17 protein-coding genes and 1 pseudogene are annotated in these 15,934 nt (G+C 68.2%); 6 read left to right on the top strand and 12 right to left on the bottom strand.

Annotated elements, in window-relative coordinates; translation table 11 throughout:
- Positions 1-5 precede the first annotated feature (5 nt).
- From AC3A56_RS15515 to AC3A56_RS15480, 8 genes are read right to left on the bottom strand one after another with little or no spacing between them, the layout of a single operon-like run.
- On the bottom strand, positions 6-1,175 hold the full coding sequence (locus AC3A56_RS15515; RefSeq protein WP_487770941.1) for a hypothetical protein: 1,170 nt from the start codon (positions 1,173-1,175) through the stop codon (positions 6-8).
- Entirely contained in the window at positions 1,172-2,119 is a 948-nt protein-coding gene (locus tag AC3A56_RS15510) for a glycosyltransferase (RefSeq protein ID WP_487771023.1), read from the bottom strand. Before AC3A56_RS15510 ends, AC3A56_RS15515 begins: the two co-directional genes overlap by 4 nt.
- Positions 2,119-3,372 (bottom strand): O-antigen translocase, encoded by a 1,254-nt coding sequence (locus AC3A56_RS15505; RefSeq protein ID WP_056766880.1) that lies wholly within the window; start codon positions 3,370-3,372, stop codon positions 2,119-2,121. The genes AC3A56_RS15510 and AC3A56_RS15505 overlap by 1 nt, the downstream gene beginning before the upstream one ends.
- Positions 3,369-4,508 (bottom strand): DegT/DnrJ/EryC1/StrS family aminotransferase, encoded by a 1,140-nt coding sequence (locus AC3A56_RS15500; protein ID WP_056766879.1) that lies wholly within the window; start codon positions 4,506-4,508, stop codon positions 3,369-3,371. The genes AC3A56_RS15505 and AC3A56_RS15500 overlap by 4 nt, the downstream gene beginning before the upstream one ends.
- The gene (locus tag AC3A56_RS15495) at positions 4,508-5,440 is read right to left on the bottom strand and encodes a GNAT family N-acetyltransferase (protein WP_487770940.1); all 933 of its coding nucleotides are present in this window, start codon (positions 5,438-5,440) and stop codon (positions 4,508-4,510) included. The genes AC3A56_RS15500 and AC3A56_RS15495 overlap by 1 nt, the downstream gene beginning before the upstream one ends.
- Positions 5,440-6,381, bottom strand: a complete 942-nt coding sequence (locus AC3A56_RS15490) for a hypothetical protein (protein WP_487770939.1) — start codon at positions 6,379-6,381, stop codon at positions 5,440-5,442. The genes AC3A56_RS15495 and AC3A56_RS15490 overlap by 1 nt, the downstream gene beginning before the upstream one ends.
- Before the next feature lie 6 nt (positions 6,382-6,387).
- Positions 6,388-7,053: an acetyltransferase gene (locus AC3A56_RS15485; protein WP_487770938.1), complete on the bottom strand. Its 666-nt coding sequence runs from the start codon at positions 7,051-7,053 to the stop codon at positions 6,388-6,390.
- Positions 7,038-7,475: a sugar 3,4-ketoisomerase gene (locus AC3A56_RS15480; RefSeq protein WP_056715508.1), complete on the bottom strand. Its 438-nt coding sequence runs from the start codon at positions 7,473-7,475 to the stop codon at positions 7,038-7,040. Before AC3A56_RS15480 ends, AC3A56_RS15485 begins: the two co-directional genes overlap by 16 nt.
- A gap of 245 nt (positions 7,476-7,720) precedes the next feature.
- Here AC3A56_RS15480 and AC3A56_RS15475 point away from each other — a divergent pair, with 245 nt between their 5' ends.
- The 5 genes from AC3A56_RS15475 (at position 7,721) to AC3A56_RS15455 (ending at position 12,635) form a co-directional block, all read left to right on the top strand.
- Complete coding sequence (locus tag AC3A56_RS15475; protein ID WP_487770937.1) at positions 7,721-9,079, top strand: cytochrome C; 1,359 nt, start codon at positions 7,721-7,723, stop codon at positions 9,077-9,079.
- Positions 9,080-9,201: 122 nt separating this feature from the next.
- Entirely contained in the window at positions 9,202-10,026 is an 825-nt protein-coding gene (locus tag AC3A56_RS15470) for a TorF family putative porin (protein ID WP_487770936.1), read from the top strand.
- 76 nt (positions 10,027-10,102) lie between these two features.
- Positions 10,103-10,687, top strand: coding sequence for an RNA polymerase sigma factor (locus tag AC3A56_RS15465; RefSeq protein WP_056715517.1), 585 nt, complete (start codon positions 10,103-10,105; stop codon positions 10,685-10,687).
- A complete protein-coding gene (locus AC3A56_RS15460) occupies positions 10,684-11,334 on the top strand; it encodes a hypothetical protein (protein WP_056715519.1) in 651 nt (216 codons plus the stop codon). Before AC3A56_RS15465 ends, AC3A56_RS15460 begins: the two co-directional genes overlap by 4 nt.
- Positions 11,331-12,635, top strand: coding sequence for a S8 family serine peptidase (locus AC3A56_RS15455; protein ID WP_056715522.1), 1,305 nt, complete (start codon positions 11,331-11,333; stop codon positions 12,633-12,635). Before AC3A56_RS15460 ends, AC3A56_RS15455 begins: the two co-directional genes overlap by 4 nt.
- 96 nt (positions 12,636-12,731) lie before the next feature.
- Here AC3A56_RS15455 and AC3A56_RS15450 read toward each other — a convergent pair whose 3' ends face one another.
- The 3 genes from AC3A56_RS15450 to AC3A56_RS15440 form a co-directional block, all read right to left on the bottom strand.
- Positions 12,732-13,604 carry a YihY/virulence factor BrkB family protein gene (locus AC3A56_RS15450; RefSeq protein ID WP_056715525.1) on the bottom strand — a complete coding sequence of 291 codons (873 nt, stop codon included), beginning with the start codon at positions 13,602-13,604 and terminating at the stop codon, positions 12,732-12,734.
- Positions 13,605-13,638: 34 nt separating this feature from the next.
- Positions 13,639-14,124, bottom strand: coding sequence for a DUF421 domain-containing protein (locus AC3A56_RS15445; protein WP_056715528.1), 486 nt, complete (start codon positions 14,122-14,124; stop codon positions 13,639-13,641).
- A gap of 105 nt (positions 14,125-14,229) precedes the next feature.
- Positions 14,230-14,391: a hypothetical protein gene (locus tag AC3A56_RS15440; RefSeq protein ID WP_157599009.1), complete on the bottom strand. Its 162-nt coding sequence runs from the start codon at positions 14,389-14,391 to the stop codon at positions 14,230-14,232.
- Positions 14,392-14,553: 162 nt separating this feature from the next.
- Here AC3A56_RS15440 and AC3A56_RS15435 point away from each other — a divergent pair.
- A pseudogene (locus AC3A56_RS15435) lies at positions 14,554-15,424 on the top strand (DUF72 domain-containing protein).
- 9 nt (positions 15,425-15,433) lie between these two features.
- Here the strand turns inward: AC3A56_RS15435 and AC3A56_RS15430 are convergent.
- The gene (locus tag AC3A56_RS15430; RefSeq protein WP_487770935.1) at positions 15,434-15,817 is read right to left on the bottom strand and encodes a hypothetical protein; all 384 of its coding nucleotides are present in this window, start codon (positions 15,815-15,817) and stop codon (positions 15,434-15,436) included.
- Positions 15,818-15,934 lie beyond the last annotated feature (117 nt).

The following is a 15,934-nucleotide window of genomic DNA, read 5'->3' as shown; positions in this document are numbered from 1 at the left end:
TGCGCTCAGCGGGAAGAGGAAGGGAGAAAGGTGTGCGCGGCCGTCGCGGGCACCGGTTCGGGCGACCGCCGGTTCGGCAGCCACGCGGCGAAAACCTGCAGGACCAGGCACAGGCCGATGAAGCCGGCGTTCGTCCACGTGTAAGCCTGCGGCGCGAACGGCGCCATCACGCAGACGTAGGAAACCCGCAGGAAGATCAGCAGGGAAAACAGCGGCACCGTGGGCCGCAGGCGCTGCACGCTCCACAGCAGCATCGCGTACAGCCCCACGATGGAAACCACCGCGCCGAACGGGCCGAGCGCCATCAGGAACGGGAAGAACTCCGTGCCCACGTTGATGTTCGACGCATCCAGCGGGATCGTCGTGCCGGCCGTCGCGACCGAACCGCTCAGCGGCACGACCTGGTGGATCAGGAAGTCGGCGTTGAGGTAACCCTTGGCCAGGATCGCGCTGAAGTTGTAAGGCCCGGCGCTGACGTAGAGCAGCAGCCACTTGATCCCTTCCGGCGCCGCGCGGTACATCGCGCCGAACGGCAGGGTGACGTGATCCAGCGGCCCCGAGCGCAGCATGCCGAGAACCGAGAAGACGCTGACGCCGACGAAGCCCAGCAGGCCGACGGCCTTCCACGGCAGGGGCCTGGCCTCGTCCCGCCGCAGCATGATCAGCAGCGCAAACGCGAACACCGTGGCGAACACCCGGTTGCGATCGATCACCAGCACCGGGAACAGGAAGCCGACGGCGATCAGCGTGTTGCGCAGCCAGCGGTTCCTCGCGCACAGCAGCCCGATCGGCGGCAGCACCCAGCACATGTCCGACACGTGCCGGATGTGTTCATGGCCGCCTTCCATCACCGCGTAGGCCGACGGATTATTGAACAGCGGGATCGGGAACAACGCCAGGTCGAGCAGGCAGAAGGCGGCGACCAGCCCGGCCAAGGCCAGCGCCACGAAGGCATCGCGCGTGCCGCCGTAGCGGCGGGCGCGGAACCGCGCGGCCGGCGGAATCCTGACCCCCGCCTGCACGTCGAACAGCAGGATCGCCGCGGCCATCACCGCCAGCAGCAGCACGCCCGGCAGGTAGTCGAGCGGAAGCTCGTAGGTGAACAGCGTCACCGCGCAGGCCAGCAGCAGCGGCAGCGCGAGATACGCCGAGGGCAGGCACACCAGGCGTTTCATGTCGCCTCCGCGCGGTGGTTCGCCGAGGGCGACGCCAGCCTCGACATCGCGGCCAGCCAGGCATACGCCAGCAGGTGCGCGGCCATCGGCAACGGCTGCCGCTGGAGGAACGAGATCTTGGCCCCGATGTAGTGCGACTGGGCCTGCAGCAGGGTCTTGTACGGTTCGTCGAACAGGCAGGCCCGGCGCTGCGCCACCTGCCGCGACTCGGCCAGGTTGGCGATCCGGGTCGCGGTGTGTCGCGTCTTGCTCAGGTTTGCCCCGTGGATGCGGTAGGCGCAGACGCTGACGTCGATGAAGCCCAGCGCATCCGCTGCGGCCAGGCGCAGGAACAGGTCCCAGTCCTCGATGCGCAGGCCTTCGCTCCAGCGGTCGACGGTGTCCAGCGCGCTTCGTCGCATCAGCGCCACCGGCCCGCCGATGGCCCAGTGGCTGATGATGGCGCGGCGGATGCCGTCATCGGATCGATACAGCCGCTTGTCGGCACGGTGCAGCACGCGCATGCCGCTGTCGTGCATCCGGTTGCCATGCTGGTCGACGACGACCGAGTCACCGATCACCGCGCCCTTGTCCGGATGCGCCAGCAGGTAGCGCATCTGGGCGTCGAGTCCGCCGGGCAGCAGGTAGTCGTCGCTGGCGCCCGGGCGCAGGAAGTCGCCGTTGGCGCGCGCCGCCAGTTCGTTCAGCGTCGCCGCGATGCCGCGGTTCTCCCGTCGCACGTACTCGATCGGGATGTCCATGCAATGCATCGCCACCCAGTCGGCGATGCGCTCGGCGGTGCGGTCGGTGGAGCCGTCGTCGATGACGATGAGCTCCTTGGCCGGATACGGATCTTCCAGCACGCTGTCCAGGCAGCGCTGCACGAAGCGCTCGTGGTTGAACGCCGGTATCAACACGGACACCAGCGGCATCGCCGCCACGTCCCCCGGCACGTCGCCGTCCATCATCGCAGACCTCCCAGGTAGCGCCGGGCCACCAGCAGGTTGAAGCCCAGATACAGCAGGTAGTTGAGCGCGAACGCATACATCGCACCGACCAGGCCGAAGCGCGCGGCAAGCACCCAGACCAGCACGACATAGCTGGCGGCGAACACGCATTCGGAAACGACGAACAGCTTCGTCATCGCCTTGGCCAGCATCAGGTAGGAAAGGATGAAGGAGGCGATCTTGATCACGTCGCCGACCAGCTGCGGCCCGTACAGCGCGTTGGCGGCGGCGAAGTCCGGCGTGAACAGCAGCCGCGTCACCCATTCCCGTGCCGCGTAGACCACCGCCGCCAGCACGACGACCGCCGGCAGCAGGATGCGGCAGGCGGTGCGCAGTTCGGCCAGCAGGGCCGCGCGCTCGTGCGTCGACGCCAGCCTGGGCAGGTAGTGGATGTTGATCGCCGTGGTGAAGAACAGCAGGTAGGCGTCCGACACCTTGCTCACGGCCTGCCAGTAGCCGACCGGCTCCCAGCCGAACTGCAGCGCCAGGTGATCGCGCACCGCGATGTTGACCAGCGGCGGCAGCAGGGCGGAGCTGAGCGTCATCACCGAGAACGTGGCCAGCCGCAAGCTCATCTCGCGGTCGTAGCGCAGCCGCAGCATGCCGCGGCGGAAGTACGAGCTGCGCCACCACGCCGGCAGGCCCACCAGCAGCCACGACAACTGGCCCAGCACCAGCGCCAGCAGCGCACCATCCAGGTGCTGCCAGCGCGCCAGCCAGACCATCATCACGATGCCGATGAGCGAGCCGCTGACCTGGATGAAGGCCAGCCGGCGCACGTCCATGAAGCCGTTGACCACCGCAAGGACGTAGTTGAGCAGCGCAATGCCGAGCTGCGCGACGGCGAGCACGCGGATCAGCCCGGCGTACTGCGGATCGCCCAGCAGCCATGTCGCGAGCTGCCGGCTGAGCAGCAGCGCCACGCCACCCATCAGGCAGGACGCGCAGAACGCGTAGCACAGCGCGGCGGACAGCAGGCGCGACAGCCGCTGCGGATCGTCGCGGTACTCGGCGACATGTTTCACGATGGCCGCGCCGATGCCGCCGCCGGCCAGCACCGCCAGCAGCGACATCAGGCTCATGAACTGGCCGAGCTTGCCCACGCCCTCGGGCCCGGCGAACCACGCCACCAGCTTGATTGCCACCAGCCCGGCGAGCAGCCGCGCCGCGGTGGCGATGCTGGTGTAGAAACCGGTGCGGACGATGTTCATGCGCCGCGCCCGAACGCGTTGCAGGCGTCGATCACGCGATCCACGTCGTCATCGCGCAAGGTCGGTCCCATCGGCAGGCTCAGCACTTCCCCGCACAGCCGCTCGGTCAGCGGCAGGTGGACGTGCTGCAACGACGGGTACGCAGGCTGCCGATGCACCGGCACCGGATAGTGCACCAGGGTCTGGATGCCCCGCGCGCGCAGATGCCGCTGCAACGCATCGCGCTGCGCGCAGCGCAGCACGAACAGGTGCCAGGCGTGCTGTTCCCCGCGAACCACGTGCGGCAGCCGGATCTGCGGATGGTGGATGCCATCGCGATAGCGACGCGCCACGTGGCGGCGCCACGCCACATCCGCATCGAGATGCTTCAGCTTCACCCGCAGCATGGCCGCCTGCATTTCGTCGAGTCGTGAGTTCACGCCCTGGTAGAGGTGGCGGTATTTCACGTCGGAGCCGTAGTTGCGCAGCGCCGCGATCCGTCGCGCCAGCGCGTCGTCGTCGGTCACCACCGCGCCGCCGTCGCCCAGCGCGCCAAGGTTCTTGGCCGGGAAGAAGCTGAAGGCCGCGGCATCGCCGAACGCGCCGGCCCGGCAGCCGTCGCGCATCGCGCCATGGGCCTGCGCCGCATCCTCGATCAGCAGCAGCCCGTGCTGCCTGGCCAGCGCCTGCAGCGCCGGCATGTCGGCCAGCTGGCCATACAGATGCACCGCCATGATCGCCCGCGTGCGCGGACCGATCGCCGCTGCCACGCAGGCCGGATCGATATTGAACGTCGCCGCGTCCGGCTCCACCGGCACCGGCACCAGCCGGTTCTCGCTGATCGCCAGGAAGCTGGCGATGAAGGTGTTGCCGGGCACGATGACCTCGTCGCCCTCGGCGAGCAGGCCGAGTTCCCGGTAGCCGCGCAGGATCAGCGACAACGCATCCAGCCCGTTGCCCGCGCCCACGGCATGGCGCACGCCGCACCAGGCGGCGAACTCCCGCTCGAACGCCGCCAGCTCCTCGCCCAGCACATACCAGCCCGAATCGATGACGCGCGCCGCCGCGGCCTTCAGCTCGTCGGCGTAACGCGCGTTGACCTCACCGAGATCCAGGAACGGTACGTCGACCCGGCGGGTATCCGCGATGGCGTCCATCACAGCGGCCACTCGTAGACATCGTGGACGATGGCGCGCGCGCCGAAATATTCCTTCTGCGTGACCAACCCGCCGTTGAGCACGGTGCCGGCCTGCTCGGTGGAGACACCGAAGGAAAAGTGATGCCGGTCCGCATACGTGTCGCCGATCAGCGCGGCGAGCAGGAAGCTGAGCGCATCGAGCGGCCGCCCCTGCTCCGAGGCGGCCAGATACTGGGTGTGCACCACGCGGCCAAAGTCGTAGACCAGGGCGCCGGCCAGCAGCACGCCGTTCCTGCGCGCCTCGTGCAGCACGATCTGCCCGGGGAAGCGCGCCTGCAGCAGGCGCAGCTCCTCCAGGCTGTGGGTCGGTGCGACGTGGTGCCTTTCCAGCACCTTCACCAGCAAGGCGTGGAAGTCGGCCGGGTCGGCGCCGACCTGCAGGTCGATGCCCGCCCGCGACGCCTTCCTGACCGAACGCCGGCGCGCCTCGGTAAACCGGAACGGCTCCTGCAGGGCGATCACCGACGACAGGTCGCGACGGATCAGCCGCGCGCCCATGCGTTGCAGGGCGTACAGATCCTCCTCGGCCGGATACGCATGGAACACATGGGGCACCGCCTTGTAGACGAGGCGCTCCACGCCGAGCGCTCGATAGTGCCCGGCGATCTGCCCGAACACGGCCAGCGTCGCTTCGGCGCGCAGGGCCTGGCTGCTGATCAGCCCGGCGTAGGTGAGGCCGCCGTGGCTGGTCGCCAGCTTGCCCGCGAGGTTCGCCGGGAACACCGCCACGACTTCGCCATCGCGCTCGACCAGCACGGAGGCGTCGACGAAGCGGTCGGCGTGATAGTCCATGTAGCCGCGCCGATGCAGCAGGTTGCCGTTGCGCGAGCGCGCCACCAGCGCATCCCAGGCGCTCGCGTCGGTAGGCGCATAGGGCCTGATGGTGAGCATCACGCGCCACCCTCGACGGGGGACAGGCGCGCCTCGGCCACGCCGAAGCCGTCCACGCCCATGTCGTTGCCGTTGTAGAACATCAGCAGCTTGTCGCGCTGGCGGATCAGCGCGGGATAGCAGAGGGTGCGCGAGTCCCAGCCGCTGGCAGAAAGCGTCAGCCCCAGCGACTCGTCATGGCGTTCCCAGTGGATGCCGTCGTCGCTGCAGGCCACGCCGGGAAAGTATTCGCCGGTGAGGTTGCCCCGGGTGAAGTACATGAGGTATCTGCCGCCAATCCGATAGACGCGCGGCCGACCGATGCGATACTCGCTGCCGCGCGGCAGCAGGCAGACCTGGTCTTCGCGGGGCATGACGCGTAGATCATCCGTCTCCGCATGGCGAATGTGGTAACGCGGAAACGGCTGGCCGCCGATGGTTTCCCAGTCGTCGCCCACGGCATACCACAGCCGCCAGCGACCGTTCTCGTGGAGGGCCGCATGCACCGCACCGATGGTGCTGCGACCGGGCGCCCGATCCAGGATCGGCGTTTCCTGCACGCGCCGAAAGTGATCGCCGCCGTCGGTCGAGACAGCCAGGCCGGTGAAGGCCAGGAACTTGGCCCGCGCCACGCGCTGGAAGCCGACGTAGAACATGTGCAGGCCGCCCGGCGCGTCGACCACGTCGCCCAGGATCATCCCGTTGTCGTCGAAGCAGCCGGGGCGGCCGATGTCGAGCACCGGTTCGGCACCGACCCGCACGATCGTCGCCGGATCGTCCGCCCGCACGTCGACGTGGCCGATGCGACTGACGCCTTCGTCGTCGCGAAACCCCGCGTAGACGCGGATGGTCTCGTCGTCGAGGCGATACGGCGTGGGCGTGAGCGCGGAGTGGCGCATCCAGCCGCCCACGCCCTGTCGCGCGGTTTCGAACACAAGCCCCTTTTTCCTCCACGCGTACATGCGCGCTCAGAGCTTCACGTCGAAGCTGGACTTGTCCGGCACGGCGCGCGCGGGCGAGCCCACGTAGATCCGCCCCGGCTCGGTATCGCGCGTCACCAGCGCACCGGCGCCGATCACGTTGTCGGACGCCACCCTGACGTGGTCGTTGAAGGTGCTGTTCACGCCGATGAAGCTGTTCGCGCCGATCTCGCAATAGCCGGAAATGACCGCGTGCGAAGCGATGAACACGTTGTCGTTCACCACCGTGCGATGGCCCACGTGGTTGCCGCTCCACAGGATGCAGTTGTTGCCGACGCGCACGAACGGCTGGATCACGTTGCCTTCGAAGATGAAGCTGTTCTCGCCCACCTCGGCGTTGCGCCACACGAAGGCGCGCGTGCTGACATAGGTGGCGAGCCGATAGCCGCGGCGCTTCATGTCGAGGTAGAGGCGGGTGCGCAGGCGGTTGAGCTGGCTGGAGGGGACGGCGACAAACACGTCCACCTCGGCCGGCGGGTAATCCGCCTCGAGTGTTTCGAAGGCCACCACGGGACGCCCTGCCAGCGCCGGCTGCGCCAGGTAGTCGCGCTCGACACTGAAGGCCACCACGTCGTGGTCGCTGTCGTGCTCGAAGTATTCGCAGGCGATCTCCGCGAACTCGCCCGCGCCGATGAGGACTAGCGGCCTTGGCATGCCGTCATGCCCTCCAGCTGCGCGGCGCCGTTGACCTCGCGCTGGAAGTCGCCGTAGTCGGTGATGTAGTCGTCCGGGTCGTACGGATGGTCGGCCAGCACCATCAGCACGCAGTCGTCGCTGAAGTCGTACAGCTCGCGCCACACCATGCTGCCCAGCAGCAGGCCACGCGCGGGGTCGTCCAGCACGACCTCCGCCACGCCGTTGCCATCGTCCAGCAGGAAGGTCACCGATCCGCGTACCGCCACCGCCAGCTGGTTGAGGTGGCGATGCGCGTGCCGGCCACGATGCACGTCGCGCCCGGTGGCGAAGATGTAGTACACGCGGCGGATCGCGAACGGCACGTTGCCGTCCTGCTCCAGCGCGACGAGCATGCCCCGGCTGTCGCCATGTTTGTGCAACTGGACACACTGGATTTCCATGTTTCAGGCCCGGCTGCAAATCATGGGATGACGACTTACATCGCTGAGTGCCGCCTGGCCGGACAAAGGTTGCGTGGTGCATCGAAGGCGCGAACGACGACGCCTTGCCGACGCCGGCGCAACCTTTCGCGGCCGGCTCGGCACTTACCCGCATTCCTGCAGCGCGGCTGGCATGACCGGAGCGCCGGCGCTGACGGGCACATGACGCTTCGTTCATCGCCGTCCGATCACGACAAGGAAATCCCATGCTGCCTTTCCTGAACCGACCTGCGAACCGCCGTCCCCTGAACCCGTGGCTGTTGCGCGGCCTCGCGCTGTTGCTGCTGGTCGCCGGCAACAGCGCGCAGGCGACTCCCTCGTTTGCCCGGCAGACCGGCTACGTCTGCGCGGTCTGCCACGCCAGCGCCTACGGCGGCGGCGACAACGGCCCGGCGCTGACGCCGACCGGCATGCGCTTCAAGATCAACGGCTACACCGAGGCGAACATCCCCGGTGCACTGCCGCTGGCCGCGCAGCTCACGCTGGCGCATACCAACCCTGCCCGCGGCGAGGACCGGACCCGGCTGACGGAAGCCGACATCTACCTGGCCGGACGACTGACCGATCATGTCGGCGGCTTCGTCAAGATCGAGACCGACAATGTCGGCGGCGGCAAGTACAACACCAAGCTGAGCAACCTCGACCTGCGCTTCGTCGCCAAGTCGCTCAAGCTCGGCGGCAAGGACCTGACGCTCGGCGTGAGCGTCAACAACAACCCGGCCTTCAACGATCCGCTCGCCGTCCTGCCAGCCGCTTCGACGCTGGGCCCGCCGGGAGTCACCGGCACCCTGCTGAATCTTTCCAGCCCCGCCGCACCGGCCAACCACGTGATCGGCGCCACGGTCTACGGCCTGTATGACTCGAACTGGTATGGCGAAGTCGGCACCTACAACTCGCTGCAGCCGTCGGTGCAGGATCGCCTGGGCTATTCCCTCGGCAGCGACCCGGGCAGGCTCAGCGACACCGGGTATTTCCGCTTTGCCTACATGAAGGAATTCAAGACCCAGTTCTTCTCCGCCGGCGTGGTCGGCTTGTCGACCCGCCGCCAGCGTCCGCGCCTGGGGCCGGCCGACGACATCACCGACCTGGGTTACGACCTGAGTTACCAGTACCTGGGCAACCGGCAACACATCGTGCAGCTCAGCTACGTGAACATCTTCGAGAAGCGCGATTACGGCAGCACGCCGCCCAGTCCGGTGGTGCCGGGCCTGCTGGCGCTGTCGCACGGCGACGCCCGCGACCAGATCGCCACCGCCATCTATACCTTCAAGCAGAGCTACGGCATCGCCGTGTCCCACATGGTCAGCACGGGCTCGCGCGATCCCGCCCGTTACATCCCGTATGGCAGCCCGGACACCACCAGCAATCTCGTCAGCGTGTTCTGGGTGCCTTTCGGCAAGGAGTCCTTCAACTCGCTGGCCAATCTGAGGATCTACGGCACCTGGTTCCGCTTCAGCCGGTTCAACGGCGCCGGCACGAACATCTTCGGTGCGCCGCCCGGAGCGCCGGCGACCAACGCCAGGGACCTGGACGCCTTCACGATTTCCGTGAGCGCGGCGTTCTGAAGGGCGCGGGCGACACCGGCGGGACATCCATCGCTCGCAAATCGGTTATAAGGCAGGCATGCCCCGGTGGTGCGGCAAGACCACCGGAGGCAACCCCGCCCGGTCGAGCGACTGACGAGACGATGTGGTTCAAACGCATGCAGCCCGATGCTCCTGCTGCCACGCGCCGCGACCACGCGCGTTCGCGGCACGGCCCTGCCGTCAGCGGCTCCGCCCGCAGCCGGGCGGGTCTGCTTGTCCTGGCCATCGTCGGCTGCCACCCCGCGCCGGCGCATGCCGGGTCGTCCGCCACGAACGGCACGGTCGCGCTCAGTTCGCAGCTGGTCGACCGCGGCCTGGCGATCACGCCGGCCACGCCCATCATCCAGGCGGCCGTTTCGTGGGCGTCGCCGGCGGGCTGGTCATTGGGCCTGTCCGGCAGTACCGAACTGCGCTCGCCACGACGCATCACCCAGAGCCTGCTGCAGGGGTCGCGCTCCTGGTCGCTTTCCGGCGACTGGCAGATGCAGGCCAGCGTGCTCTACTACCGCCACTCCGGCGACGCCCGTTCGACCGCCTACGACCGCGGGGAGGCGGGGATCAACTGGCTCTACCGCGACACCCTGACCTTCGGCGTGTCGGCCATCCGCCTCATCGGCGCGGGCGACCGCCGGACGCGTGCGGCCGCCGACCTCGATGTCCACTGGCCGCTGACGGAGCACCTGTTCCTTTCCGGCGGCGCCGGCGTGGCGCACGCTCCGCCGGTGCGTTACAGCTATAGCCGCTACCGGCACTACCGCTACCACGATCGCGAAGGCTTCTACCGCTACGGCCATGTCGGCCTGATGTGGGTTGACGGGCCATGGCGGGTCGAACTTGATCGCGTCGCCACGGACCTGGAGTCGTCGCGCTCGACGCCGGACCCCGGCGCATCGCCGTGGATGGCCACCATCTCGCGATCCTTTTGATGCGACGGCAACCTTTTGGGGCTGAAACGTCACCTACGCACTGACCGACCGGGGTCCGACCGCAAGCTGCGAAGCCATGAACGACGCTGATACCGATGCCGACACCGCCGACCGCATGCTGCTCCAGCGCATGGCGGCGGGTGACCGCGCCGCGCTGGCGGTGCTCTACCGCGGCTACCACGGCAGGTTGTGCCGCTTCCTGTCCCGTCTGACGCGGCGCGCCGATGTCATCGAGGAAGTCATCAACGACTGCTTCTGGATCGCCTGGCAGAAAGCGGACAACTTCCACGGCGACTCGCGGGTTTCCACCTGGATCATGGGCATCGCCTACCGCTGCGGCCTGAAGGCCCTGCGCCAGCATGGCGACGAACCGGTCGCGGACGACGCCGTACCGGAAGACCGCGTCCCCGCCCACAACCCGGATGAGGACCGCGAGCTGCGCGACTGGCTGGGCAAGGGACTCGTCCACCTGTCGGTCGACCAGCGCGTCGTGATCGAACTGGTCTACGGCGTGGGACACTCGCTGGACGAGGTGGCCGCCATCATGCAGTGCCCGGTCGGCACGGTGAAGGCGCGGCTGTTCCATGCGCGCGTGAAGTTGCGCAACGTGTTGCCCTCCCTGGCTGGCGACTCGCCGATACGTGAAGAGAGCGTGCCATGATGTTCCAGACAAATTCCGGCCGGGACTGCGCCCGCGCCTGGGAAGCCATGCCCTGGGTACTGCAGGGCAGCGCCCCGCAGGAACAGGGTGAATCACTGATGAGCCACCTGGTGCATTGCGAGGCGTGCCGCACCGAGTTTGCGCGGCAGAGCCGGCTGCAGCTGGCGCTGTCGCTGCCCTCGGACATTCCGCTGGACGCCAACGTGGGACTGAAGCACCTGCTGGGTCGCCTGGATGCGCCCGCCCCGCTGGAAGCGCCCGCCCGCTCGCGCACCGCAGGCTGGCTGACCCGCGCCCTGGTCGCCGCCGTGCTGGTCCAGGCGATCGGCCTCGGTGCGCTGGGCATGCGACTGTGGTCCGAAGACGCCAGCCCCCGCTACCGCACGCTCAGCGAATCGCCCGTGCCCGGCACGCCGGGCTCGATCGCAGCGGGCTCCATCCACGTCGTGCCCGACGCCGGCATGAAGCTCGCCGACTGGGATGCGTTGCTGCATGCCCTTGGCCTGCAGGTGGTCGCCGGTCCCAATGAGGTCGGCGCCTATACGGTCGTGCCGCGAGGCCCGAACTCGACCCGGCAGCACGTGCTGCAGCAGCTGCGCGCCACCCGCGGCATCCGCCTGGCCGAACCGGTGACCACCACGCCATGAAATGCGGCGTCCTGGTCCTCGCTGCCGCGATGGCCCTGAGTGCCTGCGCGCGCCTGCCGTCGGTGGCGTCGGCCGGCGATCACGCCGCTCCGGGCCGCGCCACGCTGGCCAGCGTGTCTACCATGGACAGCCAGCGCGACATCGTGCTGGCGGTGGCCAATCCGCTGGCGCCGCCTGCCACGCACGCGGGTTCCAGCCTGCTCGGTTACCTGCCATCGGCGAACTACGGGATCGGCCAGCGGGCGGCATCGACCCTCGCGGCGCTGAAGAAGATCTATGGCTGGCAGGAGGTGACCGGCTGGCCGATCAAGGCGCTGGACGTGTACTGCATCGTGCTGACGCCGCCCCCCGGCATGTCCCGCGACACGCTGCTCAAGGCGCTGGCCGCGGACGCCCGGGTGCGACTCGCCCAGCCGCTGCAAAGCTATTCGACCTACGCCGACCCGCCGCCACCGGATGCCCGTCGATACAACGATCCCTACGCCGACCTGCAGCGCGGCTTCGTCGAGACCGATGCCGCCGTTGCGCACAACCTCAGCCGCGGCGACGGGGTTCGTGTCGCGATCATCGATACCGGCGCCGACCTGGCCCACCCCGACCTGCAGGGGCGCATCGGCGACACGCAGAACCTGGTCGACGCGGACCGCACGGCGTTCGACCGCGACAACCACGGCACCGAAGTCGCCGGGGTGATCGCCGCCACCGCCGACAACCACCGGGGCATCGTGGGGATCGCGCCCGGCGCGGTACTGAGCGTCTACAAGGCCTGCTGGTATCCGCCGGTGCCCGGCGCGGGCGCCCGCTGCAACACCTTCACCCTGGCCAAGGCGCTGGCGGCGGTAATCGACACCGATACGCGCATCATCAACCTGAGCCTGGGCGGCCCCGCCGATCCCCTGCTCGACGAATTGCTGAGCCGTCTGCTCGAGCAGGGCCGCATCGTGATCACGGCGATGCCGCCGGACGGCAACGTCGGCGGATTTCCCGACCGCGCGACGGGCGTCATCGTGGTGCGCACCAGCCGTGCGACGGAGGCGCCGCCCGGCGTGCTGAGCGCCCCGGGCAGCGACATCCTCACCACCCAACCCGGCGGCGGCTACGACTTCACCTCCGGCTCGTCGATGGCGGCGGCACATGTCAGCGGCATCACCGCCCTGCTGCTGGCGATGGCCCCCGCGCTGGATGCACGTTCGGTCCACGACCTGCTGCTGCAGAGCAGCCGCGTTTCCGACGGCATGCTCCAGGTGAATGCGGCGGCGGCCATGGCGCGCCTGCGCGAGAGGCGGAAAGCCGGCCGCTGACCCGGACCGCCACATCAGCGAGGCCGTGATCTTGCGCCCCGCGCGTCGTGTCGCCTGCGGGCATCTTCGCCGGCACCCACGGATGGACACCACGGCTCAGCCGCTGCGTATTTCCCTGTCGTTCGAACGTTCCGCCTGCTGCTCGGGCCGCGCCTTTTCGCCGCGGGCGGCGGACAGTCCGTGGGTGAGTTCGGCGCCCATCAGCACGATGGTCGAGGCGTAGTAGACCCAGGTGAGCAACACCACCAGCGCGCCCGCCGGCCCGTAGGCGCCGCCCACGCTGGCGTGGCGGATGTACAGGTCGATCGCGTACTTGCCGGCGATGAACAGCACGGTGGTCAGCAAGGCGCCGCGCCAGGCATCCGCCCACGCGATGCGCGCATCGGGCAGGACGCGATACATCGCGCCGAACGCCGCGATGAACACCAGCAGCGAAATCACCTGCTCGGCGATGCTCCAGATCCACGAATCCGTCGGCACGAAGAAGCGGATCAGCGTGCTGACCACGAACGACACGATCAGCAGGAAGGTGACGCCGACCAGCAGCGCGATCGCCCGGGCGCGCGCCCACAACCAGGCGGTGATGGCCTTGCCGGGGCGAGCCTGGACATCCCAGATGACGTTGAGCGCGCCCTGCAACTGGGCGAAAACCACCGAGGCACTGAACAGCGTGATCAGCAGGCCCACCACCCCGGCGACGTTGCCCAGCGTCGGCCTGGACTTCGCGTTCTGCAGCACCAGGGTGATCGCGCCGGCGGCCTTTGCGCCCAGTATCCCGGCCAGCCCGTCGGTCAGCTGTTGCTGCCACTCCGGCCGCAACGCGGCCAGCAGCCACAGCAACAACACGATCAGCGGTGCGAACGACAGCGCGGAGTAAAACGCGATGGCCGCCGCACGGGTCAGCAGCGCGTCGTCGCCGATCCCTCCGATCGTCTTGCGCAGGATGCTGGCCAGTCGCGACAGCTGCATGGACTTCCCCGGTGGTTGACCGTTGGCGGCGCGTCTACGCAGAGCGCTTCTTCTTCAGCACGCTGAAGGAGCCGTCGCTTTCCAGGTACATCGCCCTGACCTCGTCGAGCCGCTCGACGTCGGACAGCCGCAACTGCGCTTCGATCTCCTGCTCGGTGAGGTTTTCGCGGCGCATGTTGCCGCGCTGCAGGCGACCGTGGCGGATCATGAGCACCGGCGGTGCGTCGGTCAGCCGCGAGATCAGCGCGTAACGGCAACCCAGGTAATCCAGCAGATAGTTCCAGCAGACCAGGGTGGCGATCAGGGTCGCGCCGTCGGCCACCGTCTGGCCGTCGCCGATCATGGCGTTCTGCGCCGCGTCGCCCAGCAGCACCACGAACAGGATGTCCGCGATCCCGGCCGATCCCGCGTTGCGGCGCAGGACGAAGCGGAAGATCACGAACAGGAACCAGTACATCAGGCTGCCCCGGACCAGTATCTCCAGGGGCGACATGCTGAACGCGAGAAAGGACATGTTCATCGGTCTGTCCACGGATGGACGCGAGTTCGTGCGGCCCCACGCGGGCATCCGGCGGCGACGGTCACGGCCGGAAACATGAAGCGGATGCCGGCGGGCATCGACGGATCAACCCGCACCCGTCTTGCGGCGGGACTCGCTGTCGATGTCCTGCTGGTCTTCGCGGACCTCGCGGTCGCGCTCTTTCTGGTTGGGGGCGTCCTTCTTCGCGACATCGTCGTCGTTGCGATCGCCGTCGCCATGCCTGCGGTTTCGAACCGGCTCGACCATGTCTGCGCTCTCCTGTCGAAAGCTGCACCTTGCACGCGGTCGCATCAAGAAAGGGTGACCACAAACCGCCCCCCAATCCGGTACCCGGCACCACCCGTCTTCATCATCGAACCACGGCCGGCGCGGTAGCGTCATCACCCATCGATGACTTGTGGAAGCTCCATGGCCAGACTGCGCATCGGCATTTCCGGCTGGCGCTACGCGCCATGGCGTGGAAGGTTCTATCCGCAGGACCTGCCGCAGCGACTGGAACTCCACTACGCCTCACGCCAGCTCGACACCATCGAGATCAACGGTTCGTTCTATTCGCTGCAGCGCCCCGACAGCTGGCGCAGCTGGTATCGCGACACGCCGCCCGGTTTCGTCTTCGCCGTGAAGGCGCCACGCTTCATTACCCACGTGCGCCGGCTGCGTGAGGTGGACAAGCCCCTGGCCAATTTCTTTGCCTCCGGTGTGCTGGAGCTGCGCCAGAAACTGGGACCGCTGCTGTGGCAGTTTCCGCCGAACCTGAAATACGACCACGGGCTGTTCGATGCCTTCCTGGCCTCGCTGCCGCGCGACAGCCAGTCCGCCCTGCGACTGGCCAGGCAACACGACCATCACGCCCGCTTCGTCGGCGACCTCTCGCCACGACGCAATCACTGCCTTCGGCACGCCATCGAAACGCCACGACAGCTTCAGCAATCCGGCCTTCATCGCCCTGTTGCGCAGGCATCGCGTGGCCCTGGTGGTCTCCGACGCGGCCACGACGTGGCCCCAGCTGCATGACCTGACCGGAGGCTTCGTCTACATGCGCATGCATGGCGACCAGGTCCTCTATTCCAGCGGCTATTCCGATGCCGCACTGGACGGATGGGCCCGACGCATCCGCGCATGGATGAGTGGCGGGCAGTCCGCCGACGACGGCCATCGCGCCAGCAGCATGCCCCCGCCGCCGCGGAAGTCGCGCGACGTGTACTGCTACTTCGACAACGACGCCAAGGTGAAGGCGCCGTTCGACGCGATGAAGCTGCGCCGGCGCCTGCGGGCCTGACAGTCGCCTTCAGCGCACCGTGAAGCGCTCGCCGTACTTGTCGGCGTGGGCGATCAGATAGGCGTTGAAGAACTCCTGGTCGCTGTAGCCTTCGCCCCGTATCCGCTCCAACAGGTCCGGGTCCATCTGGGAACGGATTTGTGCCAGGTCGTGACGGCGTCCTTCATGGACGATGCCATGACCCTTGGCGGCGTCCGTCGCCTCGACCTCGGGCACCTTCGCCGGCACGAAGGGCGAAACCGGATCGCTGGCCGGGAAGGTTTCTTCCAGCGCCTCGTCCTGGTTGTCGCTTTCCCTGGCCTTGCGTTGCGCACGCATGGCCGGCGTTTCCGGCGCGGCCGGGGTGTCCTTGCAATCGGGATGTGCCGGATCTTTGCGGTCATGACTGGACATGGGCGTCTCTGCTGCGGGAGGGGATCGCAGCGTGCCGGCCGGGCGGTTAAATCCCGATGTGCGTTCTGTCTAGAGCATGTGCCGACGAATCCGCGCAAAGGGAAAGCTCGGCGGGCG

The organism is Rhodanobacter sp. Soil_C_14 (assembly GCF_057657335.1).
The sequence above is the reverse complement of the archived record's forward strand: the minus strand, read 5'-3'. Positions and strand labels throughout refer to the sequence as shown.

What these genes read in the sequence shown, in the direction of transcription:
- AC3A56_RS15515 (WP_487770941.1), bottom strand. Translation starts at nt 1,175, where the DNA reads ATGAAACGCCTGGTGTGCCTGCCCTCGGCGTATCTCGCGCTGCCGCTG.
- AC3A56_RS15510 (WP_487771023.1), bottom strand. Translation starts at nt 2,119, where the DNA reads ATGGACGGCGACGTGCCGGGGGACGTGGCGGCGATGCCGCTGGTGTCC.
- AC3A56_RS15505 (WP_056766880.1), bottom strand. Translation starts at nt 3,372, where the DNA reads ATGAACATCGTCCGCACCGGTTTCTACACCAGCATCGCCACCGCGGCG.
- AC3A56_RS15500 (WP_056766879.1), bottom strand. Translation starts at nt 4,508, where the DNA reads ATGGACGCCATCGCGGATACCCGCCGGGTCGACGTACCGTTCCTGGAT.
- AC3A56_RS15495 (WP_487770940.1), bottom strand. Translation starts at nt 5,440, where the DNA reads ATGCTCACCATCAGGCCCTATGCGCCTACCGACGCGAGCGCCTGGGAT.
- AC3A56_RS15490 (WP_487770939.1), bottom strand. Translation starts at nt 6,381, where the DNA reads ATGTACGCGTGGAGGAAAAAGGGGCTTGTGTTCGAAACCGCGCGACAG.
- AC3A56_RS15485 (WP_487770938.1), bottom strand. Translation starts at nt 7,053, where the DNA reads ATGCCAAGGCCGCTAGTCCTCATCGGCGCGGGCGAGTTCGCGGAGATC.
- AC3A56_RS15480 (WP_056715508.1), bottom strand. Translation starts at nt 7,475, where the DNA reads ATGGAAATCCAGTGTGTCCAGTTGCACAAACATGGCGACAGCCGGGGC.
- AC3A56_RS15475 (WP_487770937.1), top strand. Translation starts at nt 7,721, where the DNA reads ATGCTGCCTTTCCTGAACCGACCTGCGAACCGCCGTCCCCTGAACCCG.
- AC3A56_RS15470 (WP_487770936.1), top strand. Translation starts at nt 9,202, where the DNA reads ATGTGGTTCAAACGCATGCAGCCCGATGCTCCTGCTGCCACGCGCCGC.
- AC3A56_RS15465 (WP_056715517.1), top strand. Translation starts at nt 10,103, where the DNA reads ATGAACGACGCTGATACCGATGCCGACACCGCCGACCGCATGCTGCTC.
- AC3A56_RS15460 (WP_056715519.1), top strand. Translation starts at nt 10,684, where the DNA reads ATGATGTTCCAGACAAATTCCGGCCGGGACTGCGCCCGCGCCTGGGAA.
- AC3A56_RS15455 (WP_056715522.1), top strand. Translation starts at nt 11,331, where the DNA reads ATGAAATGCGGCGTCCTGGTCCTCGCTGCCGCGATGGCCCTGAGTGCC.
- AC3A56_RS15450 (WP_056715525.1), bottom strand. Translation starts at nt 13,604, where the DNA reads ATGCAGCTGTCGCGACTGGCCAGCATCCTGCGCAAGACGATCGGAGGG.
- AC3A56_RS15445 (WP_056715528.1), bottom strand. Translation starts at nt 14,124, where the DNA reads ATGAACATGTCCTTTCTCGCGTTCAGCATGTCGCCCCTGGAGATACTG.
- AC3A56_RS15440 (WP_157599009.1), bottom strand. Translation starts at nt 14,391, where the DNA reads ATGGTCGAGCCGGTTCGAAACCGCAGGCATGGCGACGGCGATCGCAAC.
- AC3A56_RS15430 (WP_487770935.1), bottom strand. Translation starts at nt 15,817, where the DNA reads ATGTCCAGTCATGACCGCAAAGATCCGGCACATCCCGATTGCAAGGAC.